We start from the raw sequence: 21159 nt of genomic DNA, 5'->3' as shown, positions 1-21159 counted from the left end.
AAGGATTTGTGCGATGATCGAGACGGTTACAGCGGTGATGGGCCTGGTGAGCGCAGGCATTTTTCTAGCCCATGCATTTGAAGGCTATCGTTACAGAGCTTGAGTTTTGACGGCCGGGGTTCGGGTATTCCGCCCGGACTTCAGACAGAGAAATGGCGATAGGCTCCGGTTAGGAATTCGGAAAGTTTTAATAGATTCGGACGAGAATCTGGTGTGGTAGGTGTCTCATGCGCAACCACGACATTGTCTCCAACGGATTCCTTGCTCTGACGACGGCCAGCCTCGTGCTCCTCTGCTCGAGCCTGCTGGCAGCAGCGTTCGGCTAGCGACGGCCGAACCAATCGGGGCAGCAATGCCGGGAACGATCCGACCCCGGCGAGAACTGGCAAGTGCCGCCAGGCGTCAGCGAGGCGACCAATGGTCGATAGCCATCGCTCCCCCTTCCCGGTGCGTGCAAAGCGGCTTCTCCAGCCCAACCTGCGAAACTGATTCTTGGTGCCCTCGTCGTCGCCGCGCTGGCGCGGCTGGCTGAAGCCGGAGAGCCGACGTCTGGTGCCGTTAACAGCTTCGCCGAGTACGCACTAGAGCCCAACCCGGGGGATCCGCAATTTGAGGACTTGCCTCTAATGTCGGAACGCTTCGGCCGGTTCGAGCGCGGCAGCACGCGAGGCAGGATAAACCCCCGACAGCAGACCGATCACCCCGCCGACGGCCGGCGCGAGCAAGGGAGCGAGCGGGTCGAGCACCGGGGTCCAGACCTGATACGCCGAAACGCCAACCACGATCAGGACGCCGACGCTGGATCCGAGCAGTCCCCCCACGACGCCCATGGACGCACTCTCAATAAGAAATTGTGTTGCGATGTGGCGGCGAGTGGCGCCGATGGCACGGCGCAGTCCGATCTCCGCCGTACGCTCCATCACGCCCACCAGGGTGATATTTGCGATCCCGAGCGCGCCGACAACGAGCGACAGGCCACCCAGCAGCAGGAACATCATATTGAGATCGGTTTGCACGTCGTCGCGCACGCGCCGCGGCTCCTGCGGCAGTTGCACGCGCAGGGTGCGCGGGTCGTCCGGCCGCAGCGCCGCCCGCGCCTGCAGCGCGATCAGGGAAGCGGCGCCGATCTTCGTCTCCACGACCACCATGCCAGGCCCGAACAGGCTGAAATGCCGTCGCGCCGTGCCCTCGGGAATGATAACCGAGCCAAGCAGTTCAGGCTTTCGCACCACATCGCGAAGGATACCGATCACGAGGTAGAGGTGATCGCCGACATAGATCGCGGGTAGCCGCTCGACTCCCGCGATGCCCAGGCGGCGCGCCGCATCGGGGCCGAGGACGGCGACGCGCTCGGCGCGCGCAGAATGCCCGCCGTCGATAAATCGTCCTGAGGCAAGGTCGGCGCGCACCGCGCGGAACAAATCCGGCGAGGCGGCGCGCACCGCCAGTTTGAATGCGGTCTGATTGGACGGATCCACCACCGGCGAGGCGCTGACGAGCATATCGTGGACATTGACGTCGCTTAGCAGGCCCGCGGCCACGACACCGTTCAGCCGCGTGAGCCGTTCCGTCGCGTCCCATGGAATGGCACGCGGATCAATCGTGCCAGTCGCCATCCCCGGCCGCGCCGTGATGAACAGCTCCGTGGCCGCGAGTTGATCGAACTGACTGATGATGCGGTTACCAGCGGTTCGGGTGAGACCGATGGTGGCTACCAGCGCCGACATGCCGATCACGATGCCGAGCACCGTTAGCGCCATACGGGCCGGCCGCGCGATCACCCCGGCGATTGCCTCGGCGAAAAGGTCGCGCGCTGTAATCCCTGAAGCTGCAATGCGGGCTTTGGAAGCAGCTGGCAATGCGGCCTCGCTTCCACCAAACAGCCGGCCATCCTTCATGTTGACCCGGCGCGAGCCCCGGCGCGCCACGTTTTCGTCGTGCGTAACGACGGCAAGCGTCATGCCCTCCTTGTTGAGTTCGGTGAAGAAATCCAGGATCGACTCGGTGTTTTTGGAATCGAGATTGCCGGTCGGTTCGTCGCACAAGAGCAGGCTCGGTGAACCCATCAGGGCGCGGGCAATCGCCACCCGCTGACATTCGCCACCGGACAATTTGGAAGGCAAAAAATTCGCGCGATGCGCTAGACCGACGCGGCGAATTTCCTCCATCGCCCGTTCGCGCCGTCCGCGGCCGGTTTGCCGACGATATACTTCCGCCAGCATGACGTTCTCGAGGACAGTACGATACGGTAGCAGGTGGAATGACTGAAAGATGAATCCAACACGGCGGCTGCGCAACCCGGCCCGCTCATTCTCGCTCAGCTTTGTCGTTTCGATACCATCAAAAACGTACTGTCCGCCGGTCGGCCGGTCGAGGCAACCGAGGATATTCAACAGCGTGGATTTCCCCGAGCCGGACGGACCGGTTATCGACAGCCATTCGCCGCGTCGCAACACGAGGTCGACATCGATCAATGCGTCGACAGCGGGATCGGTCCCGAATTGCTTGCACACTTTACGCAGGTCGAGGACATGGTCGGCATCGACAGAGGCCGTCTTGATCGGCACCTCTGACCGCATGTCCTCCATGAGCTTCATTTGATCGCCGCTGGCTCGGCTGTTTTATAGCCCACTACCACGAGCTGACCGGGTGCCAGCCGCCCATCGGAAGTGCCGACCTCGACATAGCCGCCCGTCGAAAGCCCAGGCTGCACGGTGACGTACTCCTGCTTGCCGCCGCGTTCGACCAGCACACGCGATGTTCCGTCGGCGGCAAGCGACACCGCACTGGTCGGGACCGCAGTGACTGCGCCCTTCGACGTTTCGATCGGGATTGTCAGTCGGACGGAAAACCCCGCCAGGAGCACCGGCGTGGTCTCCACCTTGACCTCGAGATAGAAGTGGTAGCCGTCCACGCCGCGCGTGCCAGGTGTGGTCGCCACCGTCTCAACGACGCCGGTCGCCTTGATCCCAAGCGCCTGCTCGTCGATCGCAACTTTCATCCCGGACTTCACCAACGGCGCGGCTTCAAGTGGCAGTTGCGAGTCGATACTGAGCTGGTTGTCCGTTACACTCATCACCGGCCCGGAAGCATTGGCGGCGACCGAGGCGGTCACCTCGTGGACGCGGATTGGGAGCGACGGGATGAACACAACTTCGTCCGCCGGAACCTGCACGCCAAGCTTGGCGCGCGCGGCCGTGAGTTCGGCGTTCAGCCGCTGTGCTCGTTCGCTTGCGACCTTGACGTCAAATTCAGCGAGCTCTTGCTGTTCCAGCGCCGCACGAACGCTGCGCTCCCCCTCCAGGCGGGCCGCCTTCACGGCTCCCTCGGCGACGCGGATCCGTTCCTCGGCCAGCGCGGCTTCGCGCGCCGCGGTCTGAATCGCCAGATCGGCTTCCATCTTCGCCTTGCGCTGCGCGGCCCGCGCCACTTTGAGCTTGGCCTCGGCTGCAGCACGCGCCGTTTCGGTCTGGCGCGGATCAAGAACGATCAGGGCACGATCGGCGACTTGCGTAGCGACATCGGCACTGGCCGCGGTCGCGGAATGTGCGGCCCGCGCACGTTCGGTTTCAAGCGCCAGCGACTTGCCGGATCTCGCGTCCGCCAGCTGGCGGCTGTTGCCAACGCGTGCCGCGCTGTCGAGGGCAGCCTGGCGCGTGTTCTGCTCCGCGATGGCCCGGGCTGCGGCGACCGCTTTCACCGCTGTTTCGCGCGTGGCCTCGGCCGCAAGCTGGGCGCGCGCGGCATCTGACCACTCCCGCTCGAGAGCGGCGACGGCTGCGCGCTGTTCGCGCGTCGGCGCGTAGGGATCCCATCCGGCCTTCTTATACATGCGCTCGACCGCGGCGGATGTCTTCTGATCGTAATTGCCATCGACGGTGCCCGGATCGAAGCCAAGACGAGCGAGGGCTTCTTCGAGCTGGCGGACGTCGCCGCCGCTGGTCCCGGGCGCCATGTCGCGAAAAGCCGGCGCGGCGCCGCTGAGAACAAATACCGGACGGCCGGATGCGGATAGAATCACCTCGCCTTCCCCAAAGTTCGTATTGGGTCGGGGCAGCGACGAGATCAGCCCGGGGCCGCCCTTGACAGTCGAAGGCGCGATCGAAACCGGCTGCGGCAGTCCGAAGCGGACCGTGCCGCGGGTGACCACATCGGAACTCAGTACACGCGACTCCACAGGCACAAGGATCGCGGATGGCTCGGGCGCTGCGGTGCGGGCCGCCATTTCCGCCGGCGACTGGATCCTGGAGCCCATGTACCAGGCGCCAAGCGCCATCCCCCCAACCGCGCCCAAGATAGCCCAGAGAACGTTTACGCGCTTTGCGGCCATGCGGTAGTCCCTCCCGCCATCGACAGCGTGCGGGCCATCTTCACAGGAAGCGTAGCGTCCGCCTTCGTCATGCGACGCGCTGCCAGGGAAGGAGATTACTCATAGCCGCCGATCCGGGGAAGTATGGGGGTGTACATCCTAATTGGTCTATTGCACTTTCCGGGAGAACAGCTCCTCCTGGATCTTTTCCTCGACTGGCGTCAGCACCTCCTCCTGCATTTTGTGGCTCTTGGCCGCAACCAGACGCTCATAATCCTGCAGTTTCCGCAGAGCGGCTTTCTGGTCCTGCGACATCTTGGAAACGAATAGCTTGCCGCCCTCGGTCAGCGTGCTGAGCCGGTTTCGCAAATCGGGTTCGATTTCGTCCGGGTGGCCGTATTCGAAGCCGGCCTTCTTCATTTCCCGCTGCCAATACCCAAGCGCGGCCTTCATGCGAGGGTCTTTGTTGATCAGCGCATCCTGGGGATTGTAGTGGCTGGCCTTGAGCTGATCCGGTTTGAATGTTTCAGTGAGGGCCTTGCGCGTGCAACCGCCGGTCCGCGACAAATCCTCGATCTCCAAGGCGACCGCGAAGGTGCTACTCAGGTCGTCCCCCAGCAACGCGCGATTGTAAGCGACCTGGTCCGCGGGGGAAAGCTTGCGGAAAATTTGTACGTTGCGTTCGCCGAGACCGACACGGGCGGGACTGTAGCCGGTCGATAGCTGAGGCGGCAGACCCGTGTAGAAGGTAGATACGCCAAAGCCATAACGGCTGACGAACTCCTCCTCACTGAGGCCTGGAAGGTGCTTGTCCGCCGACATGCCCGCCCGCACCGTATTGTGGTCGGCCGCGATGTACTGGAAGCCTTGTTCGCGCATGCATTGCGCGATCAACCCCTCGGTCTTCTCGATCGCCTGAACCAGCTCGCGTGGCGACATGCCGAATTCCTCGGTGCCAAGGCCCTTCGGTGCCTGTGCTTGCGCCACGGCTGTCGCCGGCGCGAGCAGGACGGCGAACAGGCCCATGTAAATTGCCCTCTTCATGGCGCGATCCTTTCCAATCACGAACCTCGTATGCAGCCGGCACATGTCAATCCGTCCCGATAATCTTTCCGGTCTCGATGTCGACGAAGACGTCCTTCTCTCCCTGTTCCGGTGATTGGATCTCGATCACGTAGACATTCTTGCCGCCCTTTTTCTCGATCGCCACGTCGGTGACTTTGCCGGGGATGCGCTCAAGCGCAATCTTCTTCGCCTGTTCTTCCGTGATCTTTGCCGCAGGCGGCGCTCGCTCTTTCGAAGGGCCCGGCTGCTGCGCCTGCACGACGACCACGGCTGGCGCAACAAGAAGAAGACTGGCGAGCAGGCCCCAGTGGATCATCCTCTTCATGGCGGTATCCTTCCCGTTCAATCGTCACGCCGGAACGGAGTGCGGAGGGATCCGCCCGTGATCCACGATTTCGCCACCCGTGGGAGGAGAAACCCGTGCGATGAAAATCGTGGATCAGGGCGCTCGCACCGTTCGACATCAGTCCGTTCCGACGATCTTTCCGGACTCGATGTCGACAAAGACGTCTTTCTCGCCATCCTTCGGCGTCTGGATCTCGACCACATAGACATTCTTGCCTTTCTTCCGCTCGATCTTCACGGACGTGACTTTGCCCGGAATCTCCGCGAGCGCGATCTTCGTCGCCTGGTCTCCCGAGACCTTCGCCACGGGCGGGGTATACTTCAGCGGTTTGTCGCGCAGCTTCCCGACGCTTGAGACGTCCGCGGCCGGGTTATCCTTCGGCAGTGCATTGGAAACGATGAGCTTGCCGTCCGAGGTGTCGGCCACGACGCCAACCACCGGACACCAGATCTTGTCGGTGATGTCGTGCAGTTCGCGCAGACCCTGCTCGCGAACTCGGACGCAGTTCTTGAAGGTCCCGGCTGGAACCGTCATTTCGATGCCTGTCTCCATGTTTTCGGAGCCGCCTAAATTCACGGAACCGCCGTCGAATAGATAACGGCCGCCGACCGTGAAAGTACCGGGCATCAACAGGCCCGGTTCGGCGACGACGTCGCCATCGAGTTCACCCGCTCGCCAGGTACCAGCGAAAACCGGCTTGCCTTCGTCGATCTCCCAACTCACTTCGCCGAAGGCATAGACGCTGTTGGTCGTCTTATCGAGGGCGAACCAGTTGAGCGCGCGCTGTGTCAGGACGCCGTCAATATATTCTTCTTCCTGCACAACTGCGGTCTTAAATTTGCCAATGCCAGCAATATCGAAATCTTCCGTGCTATCCAGGACCACGGTCTCCTTGCGATATTTGCCGTCCGGGTGATCGGGCCGCTCATGCACGTGCTTGTGGCCTGGCACGATCGGGTAATAAAGCGGGTTAGCCCCGTGTGGGATGATATTCTCGGCTTTCAGATTCCAATCCCTCAACGATGAAAAATCTTGACGATGCTTAAAGCGCGGTTCGTCTTTGATCTCGCCTGCCACCGCGCCCCCAGCCAGCGTAAAGCCAACAGCGGTCAGAACACCGCCCGCCATGAGCGCGGCACGCCACCTGGCCAGCCGGCCAGATGGCCCGCTCGCCGTCTTCACCTGTCGCTCCAAACCCTGCTTGTCGAACATCTCAATGCCCTCCAGTTGCGGACGGCGATCCGGCCAACCGTCGCCCAAGGTTGCGGAATTTTTGGCCCGATATGGCCGTTGGGCCGATCTGATATTTCGCGCGGGCTGGTTCATCGCGCCCTCGCCGTGGTGAAGCCGGCTTCGATGAAGGACCGGTTGCCATCCTTTGCGACGGTCCCGATCGCGAATTTGTAGGCCTTGCCGGCGCGCAGGAACCCTTCAGGTACCGTGAAGGATCTTGCTGAGCCCGGCAGAAGCGCCCGGATTTCGTAGGCCGAGCCGGTTTGCTCGATCACGACGGCGCAGCCCTCGATTCCCTCCGGCACAGACCAGCGCAGGGTCAGCGTGGTGGCGGGTACGTCTTTCTGATCAGGCCGCGGATATTCGAACGCGGCGGGTTTCGGGAACACGTGACTCAACCGCGCCTCACCGCGCAGGCTCGCCCCCTTGGTCGTCGTTCCCTCAAAACGATAAGCGCCCGCCGGGAAATCTGCCCGCACGATCTTGTCATCATCGGGCTCGGGCGATTCGAGAGTGAGACTGCGAATTCCCAACTTCGAGTCTGGCGATCTGAGGTCGATCACCGTGCGCTCGCCCGGCGCCATCACCTTCAGCGCGGCCAGCCCATCCTCCGCCCCAGTGGCCTCGAACCGGATCTCGGCATCATGATCCTGTACATTGCGTTCGAGATAAACGAGGAGCTTCTGAAAGCGGCCGTCCTCGGCCGTGGCTTCCGCGTACGCAAGAGCGGACAGAGCCGCAGCGGCGGCGACAATCCAACTGTTGTGGCGCCACATGGTTTTCATGTCATGCGCTCCCAGATATTTGTGCCGCTGCCGGCGCGGCCGGTCGATCCGTCGACAGGCTCATGCCGCGGCCGAAACGCAGATAAAATGCAGGCAAGATAAACAGGTTGAGCAGCGTCGACGTCACGAGGCCGCCCAGAATGACGACCGCCATCGGATATTCGATCTCGTGCCCCGGCAGGTCGCCGAAAATGATCAGTGGCAGGATCGCGAGCCCGGCGGCGCCGGTCGTCATAAGGATCGGCCGTAACCGCTCGCTCGCGCCGCGAAGCACGAGCTTCATGCCGAATATCTCTCCCTCATGGCGTTCCAGATGCTGGAAGTGGTTGATCATGATGATCCCGTTGCGGGCGGCGATGCCAAGCACCGTCAGGAAACCGACGAGTGAGCCAAGGGAAATCACCCCTCCTGCCAGCCACGCCGCCAGCACGCCGCCGACCAGCGCTGAAGGAAGGGTCACAAAACTGAGCGTTGCCAGCCGCCAGCTTTCAAACGACTGTTGCAGAAGGACGAAGATGACGGCGAGCGCCAGCACGGAGAGCAGTTCGAGTCGCCTCCGCGCGGTGCTTAGTTCCTGATACTCGCCTTGCAGCACGGCGTAGTAGCCGAGCGGAAACTCAAGCTTGTCCAAACGCGACTGCACGTCCTTGGCGACCGCGCCGAGATCGCGTCCTTTGACATTTGCCTGCACGTCGATCCGACGGGAGCTCGCCTCACGCTTGATAACATTCGGCGTCGGACGAATGCCGACGTCCGCTACTTCCGCCAGTTGCACGCGCTGACCGGTCGGCGTGTTGATCAACATCTGCCGCACCGAGTCGACGCTTCGGCGGAATTCCGGAGGGGTCCACACCTGCACATCGTAGGTACGTCCGCCGATGAAGATGTCGCCGACTTCCTCTCCGGCCATGAGGGTCGCAGAGGCACGCCGGACATCACCCGGCTTCAGACCGTAACCTAGCGCCTCGTCCAACTTCACCGTCACCTGAATGTGCGGTATTTCGACCATCAACTCCTTGTGCAGGTTGACTAGGTCAGGAACGTCCGCGAGTGCTGCGCGGACCTCGTCCGCCTTGTCCCTGAGAACGTCGAGATCCGGGCCGAAGATGCGCACGACGATCGCCTCACCTGCGCCGGTCAGGACTTCGCGAATGCGTTCCTTCAGGTAGGTCTGCACATCGCGGTAGAGCCCGGGATAGCCTTCCACCATTTCCTCGATCTTGGCATGCGTCTTGTCGTAGTCGGCCTCCTTGCTGATGCTGATCCAGTTCTCCCCGAAATTAACGCCGACGACCTCGTCGGCAGCAAAGGCCTGACCGATATGGGCGCCGAAATTTCGTACGCCCGGAATGGCTCGCAGCTCCTTGCTCGCACGGGTCGTGATGCGCAGCATCTCGGGAAGCGACGCGTCGGGGGTAGTAACCCAGTGCATCAGGAAGTCGCGCTCCTTGAACGAGGGCAGCAGCGAGTGGCCGAGCAGTGGCCAAACACCGATCCCCGAGAGCGTCACGACTGCGATAGCGATATAGGCCATGCCTGGTGTCCGGGTGACACGTTCCAGCAAGGGCGCGTATTGGCGCAGCAGCCAGACGATGACCGGTGATTCACGCCCTTCGAGTTGTGCGTTACGCAGCAGCAACAGGCAGAGCGCCGGCGTCACCGTCATCGCCAAGACGAGCGAGGCCGCAATCGCGAGTACATAGGCGGCAATCAGCGGCTTGAAGAAGGATCCGGTCAAGCCCTGCATGAACAGGACGGGCACAACTGCGGTGACCACGATAAGGGTCGCGTAGACGATCGGCGCCCGCATCTCGAGCGAAGCGTCCAGGATGATGCGCGCTGTGCTACGTGTATCGCCCCCTCGCCGCGCCAGACGCAGGCGCCGCATGATGTTCTCGACGTCGAGGATCGCGTCGTCGACGACGATCCCCAGCGCGATCACGAAACCCGCCAAGGTCATCGTGTTGACCGAGGCACCGGACATGAACAAAACCAGTCCAGCTGCAAGCAGCGACAGTGGAATGGCGACTATACAGACGATCGCGGTACGCCATTCGTAGAGGAAGATGAGTATGATTCCCGCGACAAGCAGGCAACTCAATAACAGTGCCCAGGATAGATTGCTGATCGAGTCCTCGACGAAAGTCGCCGGCCGGAAGATGGTCGTATCGATCTCGACCCCCGGAAGGCCTGGCTTCATCTTCTCCAGCGCCTCCTCCACCCCGCGGGTGACGGCCAGCGTGTTGCCCCAGGGAAACTTTTCGACGATAAGCATGAGGCCTGGACCGTCATTGATGACGGCATCGCCAATCATTCCCTGCGGCGCATAGACAAGATCGGCCACATCGCTGAGCAGCAGCGGCGGCTTCCCGGCAACGTGCGTTACCGGTACCTTGGCCAGCGTCTCCGGCGTAACGCCGGAGCCGACGAAACGAAGCTGGAAGCGTTGATTGGGTGTTTCGACGAAGCCACCGGTGCCGATATGCGCGCCACGAGCATAGCGCAACAGGCCAACGTCGAGGGCATCGGAAACCGCCTCCTGTACCTGGTCGAGCGTGACATCCGCAGCGGCCATCCGCTTCGGATCAACCATGACCTGAAGCATCTTGAGCTGCTCTCCCCAGATCGCGATGTTCGCAACGCCGGGAACTCCGAGCAGCCGCTGGCGGATAGTCCAATAGGCAAGCATCGACAGGTCCATCACGGACTTGTCCTGCGAGGTAATGCCGATCTTCATGATCCGGCTGGTCGAGGACAACGGCGGCATCATGAACGGCGGTGCGGCCCATGTCGGCAAGCTCTTGGTCGCGAGCGCCATCCGCTCGCTGACCAGTTGCCGCGCGCGGATCTCGTCGACGCCGGATTTGAAGATCAACACGATTGAGGACAATTGGCCTACCGACTTCGAACGCATCACCTCGATGTCCGGGACGCCGTTCAGCGCGTTTTCCAGCGGCACCGTGACAAGTTGCTCGACTTCGGCAGATGAAAGCCCAAGACAGATGGTCTGGATCTCGACCCGCGGTGGCGCGAATTCCGGGAAGACGTCCACGGGCACATCCCGCAGGCGTGCGACGCCAAACCAGGTCAGCACCACGCCAAGGGCAAGCACGAGGTAACGAAAGCGCAGACTCGAACCAATAATTAGCCTCATCATCGGAAAAATCCCTCCACTCAGGCCGAAGCCGCTGTGGAAAAACAATTTCGACGTGCAGCTAGTGACCTACCTTCACCTCGGTACCGAAGACCTGCGGCACTCCCGCCGCAAGCACCTTCGTGCCGGCAGGTGGGCCGTCACTCAGGTACACGTTGTCACCCTTGATAGTGTCGATCTCCACGGCGCCGCGAACGAAAGTCAGTGGATCGGCGCTGATATAGACCCACGTCTTTCCAGTCAGGTCGTACAGAACAGATGCGTATGGCACGATCCGGCGGCCCGACGGATCGGTGCGCACCTCGTCAATGAGGATGCCGAGCCGTTCCGCCGCTTTTGGCGTGAGCGTAATCTTCTTGATCTTTGCGTCGGTCGTGGCCTCGACCCGCGCGGGCGCGCTCTTTTTGACGGTCGACTCCGCGGCCAGTGCTGAGAGACAGGACGCTGCGAGGCACGCGGCCGATGCCGCGACCATCAACGCGTTGAAGCGGGCCATGCGACGTTCCCCCTTTTGATAGCCTTTGAAAGCGGCACAAGCGGCGGTCATGACGCGGTCTCCATTTCAAGATCGAGCCGGTCGGCGGTCCAGCCGGCGCCGAACCGCAGGTAAAGCGCCGGCAGCACGAACAACGTTCCGAGCGTCATGGTAACGACGCCGCCCAAGACCGAGAGCGCGAGCGGGTGCGCGATTTCAAGTCCGGCGACATCGCCCATGATCGCGAACGGAAGCACCAGAGCGAGCGTCGTTACCGATGATGCGATGATGCTCGGGAACCGTTCCGCCACGCCACGCCGCACCAGCTTTTCGCCGAACGGCTCACCCTCATTCAATTGCAGATGCTGGAAACGGGCGACCAGATCTATACCCTGCCGCACCATCAGTGCGAGCACCGCTGCCAGACCCAGCAAAGAACCAAGCGAGAAGTGACCGTCATTGATTGCAGCCGCGGCGAGGCTGCCGAGTGCAGCGACCGGTACACCGAGCAGCGACAGGGCGCTGAGTGTCCAGCTGCGGAGCACCGCCTGCGTCAGCAGGAACATCAACACCGCCGCCGCTGCCATGTAGCTGTATATCGATCGCAGAGAAGCTCGCTGCTCCTTGTATTCGCCGAGTACCTCGGCACGGTGCTCGAACGGGAATGCGATCTGTCTGACATTCCTGGCGACATCATCCGCCACATCACCGAGTGCCCGCTCGTCCACTTTCGCGGAAACATCGATACGACGCGACGACCCCTGTCGCTGGATGATGCTGTAGGCCGGCGCGATGCGGACATCCGCAACCTGAGCCAGGCGAACCTGGGACCCGCTCTCGCTGTTGATCATCAGATTCCGCACGTCATCGATGTTGTCGCGCAACTCCGGGCGCCCCCAGACGACTACATCGAAAACCTTCTGGTCCTCGAACAGCGCACCGACGGTGATGCCGCCGACCATCGCGGAGGTCGCCCTGCGGATGTCGCCCGGCTTCAGGCCGTAACTGGCCGCGCGATCGACGTCCACCTTGACTTCGATCGAGGGTTCTTCGACCTGTAATTCGACCCGAGGATCCTCAATGCCGGGGATCTTCGCCATCGATGCGCGGATCTCCTCTGCCTTGGCGCGAATGACATCGAGGCTGTTGCCATAGACACGCACGGTAATGGAATCCGGGTCACCGGTGAGCGCCTCGCGCAGCTTCGTGGACAGGTATGTCCCAAGCTTGCCGCGCATCCCCGGATAGGCGGTGATGGCAGCTTCGACGGCATCGACCGTTGTTTCGCGATCGGCCTTCGGATCGATGTTGACCCACACCTGCCCCGCATTCACGTCCGTCGCGCGTTCGCAGTTGCAAAGAACGGCCCGTCCGAGATTGGCAAAGGCGTTCTGCACTCCCGGGATCTGCCGCAGATCGCGGATCAGGTTCTCGGTCGATCGGGTCATTGCCTGCAAAGAGGTGCCGGGCGGCCCCTGCCATTCGATCACCAGATCCGTCTCTCTGAAGCTGGGCACCATATTGCGTTCGAGCGGGCTCCAGAGCGCGAAGCACGCGATCGCCGCCGCAACGCAGGCGCCGATGCAGGCGAGCGGCGCGTGGACGACGCGGCCGAGGACCCGATCGAAAGGTCCGGCCAGCCTATCGCTGATCGGACCGCCCGTCGGCGTCAGTGGCGCATTGGCGAGCAGCACTGCGGCCAGCGCGGGGGTCACGGTCAACGCCACCAGCATCGAGATGGACACGGCGGCGATATAGGCCCAGGCCATCGGCGCGAAGAACGCGGCGGACCGGCTGTACATGAACAAAACGGGCAGAACTGCGAGTATGACGATCAGCGACGCGTACAGCATCGGCCGACGCGTTTCCAGCATTGCACGGACGACGACCATGAAGCCGGGCCGACCGTCGCGTTGCGGCGCGCGCAAGCGGTGCAGCACATTTTCGACGTCGATAATTCCGTCATGCACGATCACGCCGGACGCCATCAGCAGGCCACCGACGACTATCATGCTAAGCGGGATTCCGGCTGCCTTTAACAGCAGTTCAGCGCAGACGAACGATAGAGAGATCGCGGCCAGGGCGATAACCGCGGTCCTCCAGCTGCCCATCAGAAGACCGAGCATAACGGCGGCCAGGATGATCGAAATGAGCACGGCCTTGCCCAGATTGCTGGTCGCACGCTCGATGAAGCTCGCGGGATAATAGATGGTCGTATTGATCTCGATACCGGGCAGCCCGGGTTTCAGTTCGTTGAGCGCGCGCTCAACGCCGCGCGTTACGTCCAATGTGTTGAAGCCGGGGAATTTCTCGATCGCCACCATCAGGCCGGGGTTTTCGCCGACGATGGCGTCTCCGATCAGCGCCTGATGCCCCTCGACGAGATAGGCGACGTCGCCGACGCTCGTGGTCGTGCCGCTGAGCGGGACCTTGGCGAAGGTCCCCACGGTGGAGATCGGCAGCTGGTGACGGATGCTGAGCCGCTGGTTCGGCGTTTCGATGAAGCCGCCGGTACCGGGCGTGGATGAGTTCAGGTAGGTAAGCGGCGAGGACCATACCGCCTCACCTGTCGTCTTGATCACCTGATCGAGCTTGACGCCTTTCTTGTTCAGGTTCCGGCCATCGACAAGCACCTGCACCTGCCGCTCCCGCTGACCCCATATCGAGACATTCGCCACACCCGGAACTCCGGCAAGGCGCGGCGCGATGTTCCAGCGCGCCTGAACAGACATGTCGATCAATGAGACCGATTTCGAACTCAGGCCGATGTTCATCACTCGGCTGGCCGAGGAAACCGGCTGAAGCATGGTCGGCGGGCTGGAGACGTTCGGCAGCGCACGTGCCTGCGTCAGCCGTTCCTGCACCATCTGGCGCGCCTTCATCAGATCGGTGCCGGGTGCAAAGATCATCTCGATCGTCGAAAGTCCCGCCATCGATTCCGACTGGATGGCTTGAAGCCACGGCACGCCGTTCAGCAGGTCTGCCTCCAGCGGCACGGTAATCAACGATTCGACCTCGGCGCTGGAGAGGCCAAGCGATTCCGTCTTCACGGTGAGCGAGGGAAGCGCCAATTCGGGGATGACGTCGAGCGGTTTATTCCTGACGTCAACGGCACCGAGGATAAGCAGGCCCGCGGCGACAACTACAATGAGGGTGCGCAAACGCACGCTAGAGGATATGAGCCACGCCAACATTTTGACGCCCCCCTCTTTCGTCCTCTGGTTGTCTTCGATCTGTGTCTGTAATCGAACTCCGCTTGCTAGGGCCCGTTGAATGCGGGATTTTCTGACCGCTGTGTCGCTCATGGTGGCAACACAATCGTTCCTCAACTATTCCCCACGAGTCCGAAATTTTTTGTCGGCCTTGCGCCGGCTCTGTTTCGGTCGTGCTAACGCCTAGTGAGGTAACGTTGCCTTTCCTGGACCAGGCTGAGGACCAGAGGCGATGGTAAATGTTAAGTTGATGTTCTTTTCGGCACAATCCACCAATTTGGATTACATGCTGGGTCCAATTGGGTCACGTGTGTTTACGCACTTTGAAGGCTTAGGTGGCAAAAACCCTGCAGCCACTTGAGGTTGCCGGACAGAGGATGAGGCTGTTCGCGGCTCCTCCTGTACTCTGGCTACATCACTTTGGATATATAACTTCGTGGCGCTTGCGTAATTCGCCATCCGCGTCACTCTTATCCCAACATTGCTGGGGGGCTCCGGCAATTATTTGCTCCGCGTTGTTGAGCGGGCTCTTGTCTGTAATCGGCCTGACGGATGAAACGCTGGCTGAGACAGTCTGATTACCAGAGCGGAATTGTTGTGAACGAGTTCGTTCGACCATGTGGCGTCGAACTGCGGTGGTGATGGGGCCGCGCATGATCTGGGGAAATCGGGACGAGCGCGTCGCCGAATCTGGGCGACGTCGGCATGCTGCAGAAGCTGGCACATTGAAGACAACTCCGCACGGTTGGCACCGCGACTACTCCCGGTGCCCGCTGATCTTTGGCGCTGTACCGGCATTGTTCAGCCTCATCCTGCTCGTCCCTTCTCATGCTGCTGCCGGGGAGAACGAGGACATCGCAGATCTCAAGCGCATGCTCCAGGAGTTGAAGGCAGAGAACCGCAAACTTTCCCAGCGCCTCAGTACTCTGGAGCGCGCGCCGGCGGCACGACGGATCAACCCTGCAACGACGCATGAGCGTGCGACAGCCGTCGCCACTGCGGCGGCACCCGCACCGGCGGTTGCGGCGCCGCCCGCCGCGCCGCCCACTCTGCCCGCCCCGGATTTGTCCGAAGCCGCAGCGAAGAGGCCGCTCGGCGTTCGCGTAAAAGACCTGGAGGTCATCTGGGCTGCGCAAGAGAACGCGACGCGCCAGATCATCCGCGACTCGCTTTCAAAGACGGGGCCGAAGATCAATAGCTTCCTCTCTCTGAGCGGCGTGGTTGAAGGCGTGGCCTCGCGGACCGGCTCATTCACCGGCCCAACCCAGGAAAACCTCGCGCTGGGTACAGCGGAGCTCGACTTCGATATCAAGCTGAGCGACTGGTTGACCGGCGCCCTGGTGCTGCACTTCGACAACGGCACTGGCGCGATATTCCCGACCGGGAATCAACCTGTGGTGCCGACCAACATCCCCGGCGTAGGCGTGGATCGCTTCACGCTTGATCGGACTCACATTTCAGTCGGCGATCTGATGCAATTCCCGATCGCGGCCCGCTTCGGCGTGGAGGTCTTGCATTTCGGCACCTCCACGGGTGTGGCACGCCTGGATACGCTATCAATCGGCACTCCGCTCACGACCGAAGTATTTGAAAACCGTCAGACGGCGGGAGGTCTGGAATTCGCCTGGCCAACCCCACCACGGCAGCCGCCGCCGGCGCCTGTCGTTGTTCCACGCGTTAGTCCGTTGGTCGTCGCACCGGCCGTAAGCCAGTTGATGCGTTGGCTCGGCTACACCCCGCTGCCTGAGCGACCGTTCCGGCCTACGCCAGTCACGTTCCCCTTCGACCCGGCGCCCTTCTACGGCTCGGTCATGGCCTACAGAGGCAGCGACAGCATCATCCCCGGCCGGACGAAAATCGACGATTACAATGCCAGTCTCGGTTTCCGGACGAGGGGCCATTGCGGCGTGCCCTATGACCAGTTGAAGGACTCGCTGATTTGCCCATGGACCCTTGACTTCCATGTCGACTACGACACCTCCGTTTTCGAAAGCCGATTTTTGCGTACGTCCTACCTGCCGTTCCTAAGTCAGATCGGCCGGATTCCTGGAGTGGCCGCGAGCCTCAAAACCAGTTTCGGCCCGTTCGCGTTCGTGGGTGAGGTAAATGCCGCAATTCAGGACGCCAGGTTTATCGATGGACTCGGCATTACGCGGAACATGATGCCGATGACCTGGCAGGCCTCGATTGCCTACCAGTTCGACTGGAATCCGTGGATACAGGAGATCGGCGCGCAGGGCGATTACATCTCGGTGGGATATTCCGGCAGCAAAGACATGTCCGGCGTATCGATCCTGCAGAACGGGATACCAACCCGGATCGGATTCGTCCCGCAACACCGGCTTTTCCTCACCGGAGGCGAGTGGGTGATGGACGGGCTGAAGGTGGCCGTGGAATATTCAGCCAACTGGGACTATCCGGTGAGCGCCGGCGGCACGGGTAGAGTCGCGCATGGTTGGTTCGGATTGATCCAGCTCAATTTTTAAGGACGTAGCCACCCGCGGCCGGTCGCGGTTGGCGGGCCTGCGCGCCGGCGACACCGATCTCATCGCCCGGATATGAGACTGAGAGCGTTTCGGTACACCAGAACCCGGTCGTGAGCGATGGCGTTCCAACGCCAATTGATGCTTTCCCCCGGACGCACGCTGCTGCAAGGCCAACCGAAGGGAGAACTCCATGAAGGCCATCGCACTGGGCGTATTCGGTGCCGCGCTGCTCGCGTCCGCCGCTTCCGCCGCGCCCATCAACGCGACGACGATCAGCTCGGCCGAAGTCTCCAACGTCGATCGGGTCGGTCTGGTCTGCAACGAGTATTATGGACGCTGCTGGCGGACCCGAGGACCGCGCTATGTCCTGCGCTATTACTACGACCCCAGCTACTTCCCCGGCCGGGGCTACAACTATTACGCTGGCCCCGGCNTACTATGATCGCTCCGGCTACAGCAGACCAAGGTTCATCATTCGCGGCTGGTNAGCAAGGACGCTAAGGGCCGCTCTCTGGCGCGGCCCCTTCCTACGGGCAGTCGCTGGGTGGGGCCAATTTTGAAAGCCCTTTGTCCCCAAATTGGCCCCGAAGCTCACTCTGTTCTCATTGCGTCCCGCAACAACGTGCGCTAAGCGACTGAAATTATTGGTTTGGAAGGGTGGCCGAGTGGTTTAAGGCACCGGTCTTGAAATTCAGGAATGGCCATCATCGCTGTTATCGGGATGGTCTGTTTGGTCCCGGATTGTTGGGGTTTTCCCGCATCCGAGCCCCTTTCCGTCCCCGCTAATTCCGCGTCGTCCCAACCAGTTGGGTAGCAAATCGGTAGCAACGATGCCGATTTGAAAATCTGCGTCGATTCATTTTCGACGAACCAACGGGGGAGCGGGCCTGCCCCCTCCGCTGATGACAGAGTCGTCGTTACGGTCCGGGTGACGATGCTCGCAAAGAACTATGCGGCGCGGGTTTTGCTTTTTCCCGATCGGGCGATCTTTGGCTTAGCGGATTTCGTCGCAACTAATCCCGTGTCGGTGGGCGCTGCGGCGGGAGCGTTGCTGCCTGAGCTTTCAAGCGATGTCGCGAGAATTTCACGTTGCGCATTGAGCCAATAGATATCTGCCTGGCCCTCGGGTTGACCGTCGGCCATCCACAGGTGGTAGGCACGTTCGCGGATGGCCTCTTCCAGATTTGGCATGGGGTTTTCCTTTCATGATGCGCCCAGCCCCCGGCAGGCAGAGTCTTGCTCTCGTAAGGTTAACGAAATCTTATCAGCTCCGGTGCTTGGGTCGTTGTAAGGCCTGCCGGGATAAGGCCGCCGTCGACGGCGGGGTAGCCAGCGCCGTAAGGCTTGTTGAGAAAGTAATCGCGGTTGCCTAGCGCCTTCTCCGCGTACTGATCGATCGCCACGGTGATCGCCTGGACGTGTTGATAGCAGTAACCCCCTCGCGCTGCCCGCTGTGTGCAAAGTTCCCTACTTGGGAACCCCAGAGCCTGTGACGCGTTATCTAGGCATCACGGCAGGGGGATTCAGATGGAATTCCCTGAGAGTTTTCGGCGCATTATCGACACAGCGCGTTTCTACCGGGACGTCTGTATCGACGCCGCAGGACTGCCCAATAATCAAAACGCGGCCGAGGACCTTAAACGCTGGGCAGCGACGTGGGAAAAGTTCGCCGCTAACGTCGAGGCCGACGCCGAGCGCATTGCCGAGAGTCGCGAACTTCTGTTCCCAAGTAAACAAGCAGCTAGGGCTGTAAGGCTTCCTCTGGTGGTGGCCCAACGCACGACGGGTTGCGGGCCGCCAGCGCGAAAGCAGGTCCGCCCGGAACGTTTTGCCCTAGTAGCGAGTCATAGAGGCGATCGATCCCGGTTTTGCTGTTGGATCGAACATGGAAAAAGCGGCCGCATATGCGATCTCGGTCCTCATCGTCGGCTTTGGTCTTTGGATCCTTGTTGCCGGCCTAAGCTCCAGTGTACCCGCCTTATGGATTTGCGCTGCTCTCATCCCCATAGCAATCGGGCTCATCAGCGCTTTCGGCCCCTCTTAAAATAGGAACATTGCGTTCGACCCGGCGTCGAATCTCCGCTTCCGGCCGATGCCCCCAAAAGCCCCCTGGCCGGAGGAAAACCTGCCTACAGGTTGGCGGCCCCAGCCTGAAAACCTGGGGCCGCTTTGGCTCGCTGGATCGTGGAAGGCCCCCGTGCACTTCAGCCGCATTGCTCCCGCGACACAGGAGCTAGAGATATGGAGCGCGAGCGAGTGCGGCTTCTCATTCGTGATCAGTAACGAGAGTAGCAGTGGTCCTGGACTCCACGGGAAGCCCGGCTTTGTAGCCTCTTGGCGCCCCATCAATTTAAACAGGACTGCCATCAGGGTAAGCGGATCACCCTTTAAGACGTTCGCCGAAGCCGAGAACGCCTGCGAGGCCATGCTTGCGCACCTGACCAAATAGCTTCGGATCCGGTGGGGATTGGCGTCGAGCGGGATCGCGGGTAGTCACTGGTCCGGGTTCTTACGCCCTCGGACACTTTACACTGATTGCTAACGAAATCACCCCTTCCTCGGGGCAGCCGTCCACGCACACCGGAACGTTTTGCCCCGGTAGCGAGTCATAGAAGCGATCGATCCCGGTTTTGCTGCTGGATCGAACATGCAAAAAGCGGCAGCTTATACGATATCGGTCCTCATCGTCGGCTTCGGTCTTTGGATCCTCATTGCCGGCCTAAGCTCCAGTACGCCTGCCTTATGGATTTGCTGGATTTGCGTTGCTCTCATCCCCATAGCGATCGGGCTCATCAGCGCTTTCGGCGCCACTTAAATCCATCTCCGCTGGGAAATCCGCTGAACATGCTGGGCGGCCGCTGATCGCAGTGGAACTGAACATCTCCTAAATTCTCCGTTCAGCAGCCATTGCGCCTGGGAACGCTACCATTCGGAGAAACCAAGCGCGGCTTTGCCGCATTTAGTTCCTACAAGCCTAATGGGAGCTGAAAATGCCATTGATCAGCGGAGCAGCTGCGGTCCTCGCTCTCCAGCTCGGGATGCCCGCAGTCCAGAACGAAATGCCTGAAGTGGTTCAGGTTGGTGGGTATTGCAGCCACGGCTACGACATCGACATCCATGGCCGTTGCTATCCCAACGGTGTCATCCCGCCGCAATACCAAGCCGCGCGACAAGGCTACGCCTACTATCAGCCGCGTCGATACTACAGGGAAGCGTACCGGCCACGTTGGCGACACCACTACAATCGCTATTGAATTCAAGCAGTACACCTAGGCGATGATTTCCCCTTCGATCGCCGCGTAGGCGCCTCGGCGCGCGCAGGAGGGCGCGGCCTTCGAGTACGACGTTCGGCAATGAAGAAAAGCCGCCGACTGGGCGCCGAGCTTTAGGAACCAATCCCTGCGAGCAAGCCTTGCAGGCTATGAGCACCTTTGAAATATGGGCACTATGCCTGTCGCTGCTACCAGCCGTTCTGGTGTGGGCTTGGCTCGCGGCCGGTGCCGTAGAGCAGTTTGTTCCTCTCTCAACGAAAGCACGATACGTTGTGATTATTGCGTGGGCCGGCGCGGCCGCGTTGATATTGTTTGTTTCCTTCAATCCGACAGCCTTCCGAGATCCTGGAAATCCACCTGTGCCTTGCGTCGGCGATGGTGTGGACTTTGATACCCGAGACGGACTTTGTTACAGGCATGTTCCGCTGCAATTTCAGCGACGATAGCTTTACCGCGCGCTCAGTCACCTTTGCCGTCTGTACTAGTGGATTTCTCGGCTCTTAGGGCCTTTGGGTCCAGCTTGGGTCCACGTTCGTATTGCGTTCGCGAGAAGCCTACGCTAAGCGACTGAAATTATTGGTCTGGAAGGGTGGCCGAGTGGTTTAAGGCACCGGTCTTGAAAACCGGCGTGCCTGCAAGGGTACCGTGGGTTCGAATCCCACCCCTTCCGCCAGTAGACTGTTTCCCATCGTATCCAGTCGTATCGAATCCCCAACAAAAACAAGGGCTAAGGTCGAGGACTCTGTTTGCGTGCGTTCCTCGGTGTTACCCCTAGTCACGGCACAAACCGTAGTTTTTGAGCGTGGGTTCGGAGGACGGATT

The 21159-nt window shown here is 61.2% G+C and carries 12 protein-coding genes, 1 tRNA gene and 1 pseudogene; 4 read left to right on the top strand and 10 right to left on the bottom strand.

What is annotated here, in order from left to right; translation table 11 throughout:
* Window positions 1–501: 501 nt before the first annotated feature.
* Window positions 502–596 (top strand): annotated as a pseudogene (locus CQ14_RS46480) (SOS response-associated peptidase); the annotation flags it as partial.
* A 27-nt stretch (window positions 597–623) separates the two neighbouring features.
* Here the strand turns inward: CQ14_RS46480 and CQ14_RS42380 are convergent.
* The 9 genes from CQ14_RS42380 to CQ14_RS19450 all read right to left on the bottom strand — a co-directional run bounded on the left by CQ14_RS42380 (window position 624) and on the right by CQ14_RS19450 (window position 14672).
* The gene (locus tag CQ14_RS42380) at window positions 624–2597 is read right to left on the bottom strand and encodes an ABC transporter ATP-binding protein/permease (RefSeq protein ID WP_199805567.1); all 1974 of its coding nucleotides are present in this window, start codon (window positions 2595–2597) and stop codon (window positions 624–626) included.
* On the bottom strand, window positions 2594–4330 hold the full coding sequence (locus tag CQ14_RS19485; protein WP_057859469.1) for a peptidoglycan-binding protein: 1737 nt from the start codon (window positions 4328–4330) through the stop codon (window positions 2594–2596). The genes CQ14_RS42380 and CQ14_RS19485 overlap by 4 nt, the downstream gene beginning before the upstream one ends.
* A gap of 147 nt (window positions 4331–4477) precedes the next feature.
* Window positions 4478–5335, bottom strand: coding sequence for a hypothetical protein (locus tag CQ14_RS19480; RefSeq protein WP_245320417.1), 858 nt, complete (start codon window positions 5333–5335; stop codon window positions 4478–4480).
* A gap of 64 nt (window positions 5336–5399) precedes the next feature.
* Window positions 5400–5699 carry a PepSY domain-containing protein gene (locus tag CQ14_RS19475; protein ID WP_057859468.1) on the bottom strand — a complete coding sequence of 100 codons (300 nt, stop codon included), beginning with the start codon at window positions 5697–5699 and terminating at the stop codon, window positions 5400–5402.
* A gap of 138 nt (window positions 5700–5837) precedes the next feature.
* Window positions 5838–7046: a PepSY domain-containing protein gene (locus CQ14_RS19470; protein WP_245320416.1), complete on the bottom strand. Its 1209-nt coding sequence runs from the start codon at window positions 7044–7046 to the stop codon at window positions 5838–5840.
* Window positions 7043–7738, bottom strand: a complete 696-nt coding sequence (locus CQ14_RS19465) for a hypothetical protein (RefSeq protein WP_057859466.1) — start codon at window positions 7736–7738, stop codon at window positions 7043–7045. The genes CQ14_RS19470 and CQ14_RS19465 overlap by 4 nt, the downstream gene beginning before the upstream one ends.
* A 1-nt stretch (window position 7739) precedes the next feature.
* Window positions 7740–10892: an efflux RND transporter permease subunit gene (locus CQ14_RS19460; RefSeq protein ID WP_245320418.1), complete on the bottom strand. Its 3153-nt coding sequence runs from the start codon at window positions 10890–10892 to the stop codon at window positions 7740–7742.
* A 61-nt stretch (window positions 10893–10953) separates the two neighbouring features.
* Window positions 10954–11439, bottom strand: a complete 486-nt coding sequence (locus CQ14_RS19455) for a hypothetical protein (RefSeq protein ID WP_156435168.1) — start codon at window positions 11437–11439, stop codon at window positions 10954–10956.
* The gene (locus CQ14_RS19450) at window positions 11436–14672 is read right to left on the bottom strand and encodes an efflux RND transporter permease subunit (RefSeq protein WP_082649946.1); all 3237 of its coding nucleotides are present in this window, start codon (window positions 14670–14672) and stop codon (window positions 11436–11438) included. The genes CQ14_RS19455 and CQ14_RS19450 overlap by 4 nt, the downstream gene beginning before the upstream one ends.
* Window positions 14673–15196: 524 nt before the next feature.
* Between CQ14_RS19450 and CQ14_RS19445 the strand changes: the two genes are divergently transcribed.
* Window positions 15197–17065, top strand: a complete 1869-nt coding sequence (locus tag CQ14_RS19445) for a hypothetical protein (protein WP_156435166.1) — start codon at window positions 15197–15199, stop codon at window positions 17063–17065.
* A gap of 948 nt (window positions 17066–18013) precedes the next feature.
* Here the strand turns inward: CQ14_RS19445 and CQ14_RS19435 are convergent.
* Complete coding sequence (locus tag CQ14_RS19435; protein ID WP_057859461.1) at window positions 18014–18256, bottom strand: DUF2934 domain-containing protein; 243 nt, start codon at window positions 18254–18256, stop codon at window positions 18014–18016.
* A gap of 1799 nt (window positions 18257–20055) precedes the next feature.
* Here CQ14_RS19435 and CQ14_RS43710 point away from each other — a divergent pair.
* Complete coding sequence (locus CQ14_RS43710) at window positions 20056–20319, top strand: hypothetical protein (RefSeq protein ID WP_156435164.1); 264 nt, start codon at window positions 20056–20058, stop codon at window positions 20317–20319.
* A 601-nt stretch (window positions 20320–20920) separates the two neighbouring features.
* Window positions 20921–21010, top strand: a tRNA-Ser gene (locus tag CQ14_RS19425).
* The last annotated feature ends 149 nt before the right edge of the window (window positions 21011–21159 follow it).

This window comes from Bradyrhizobium lablabi, assembly GCF_001440475.1.
Taxonomy (GTDB): Bacteria; Pseudomonadota; Alphaproteobacteria; order Rhizobiales; family Xanthobacteraceae; genus Bradyrhizobium; species Bradyrhizobium lablabi.
Note: the sequence above shows the minus strand (reverse complement) of the source record. Positions and strands in the feature narration are given on the sequence as shown.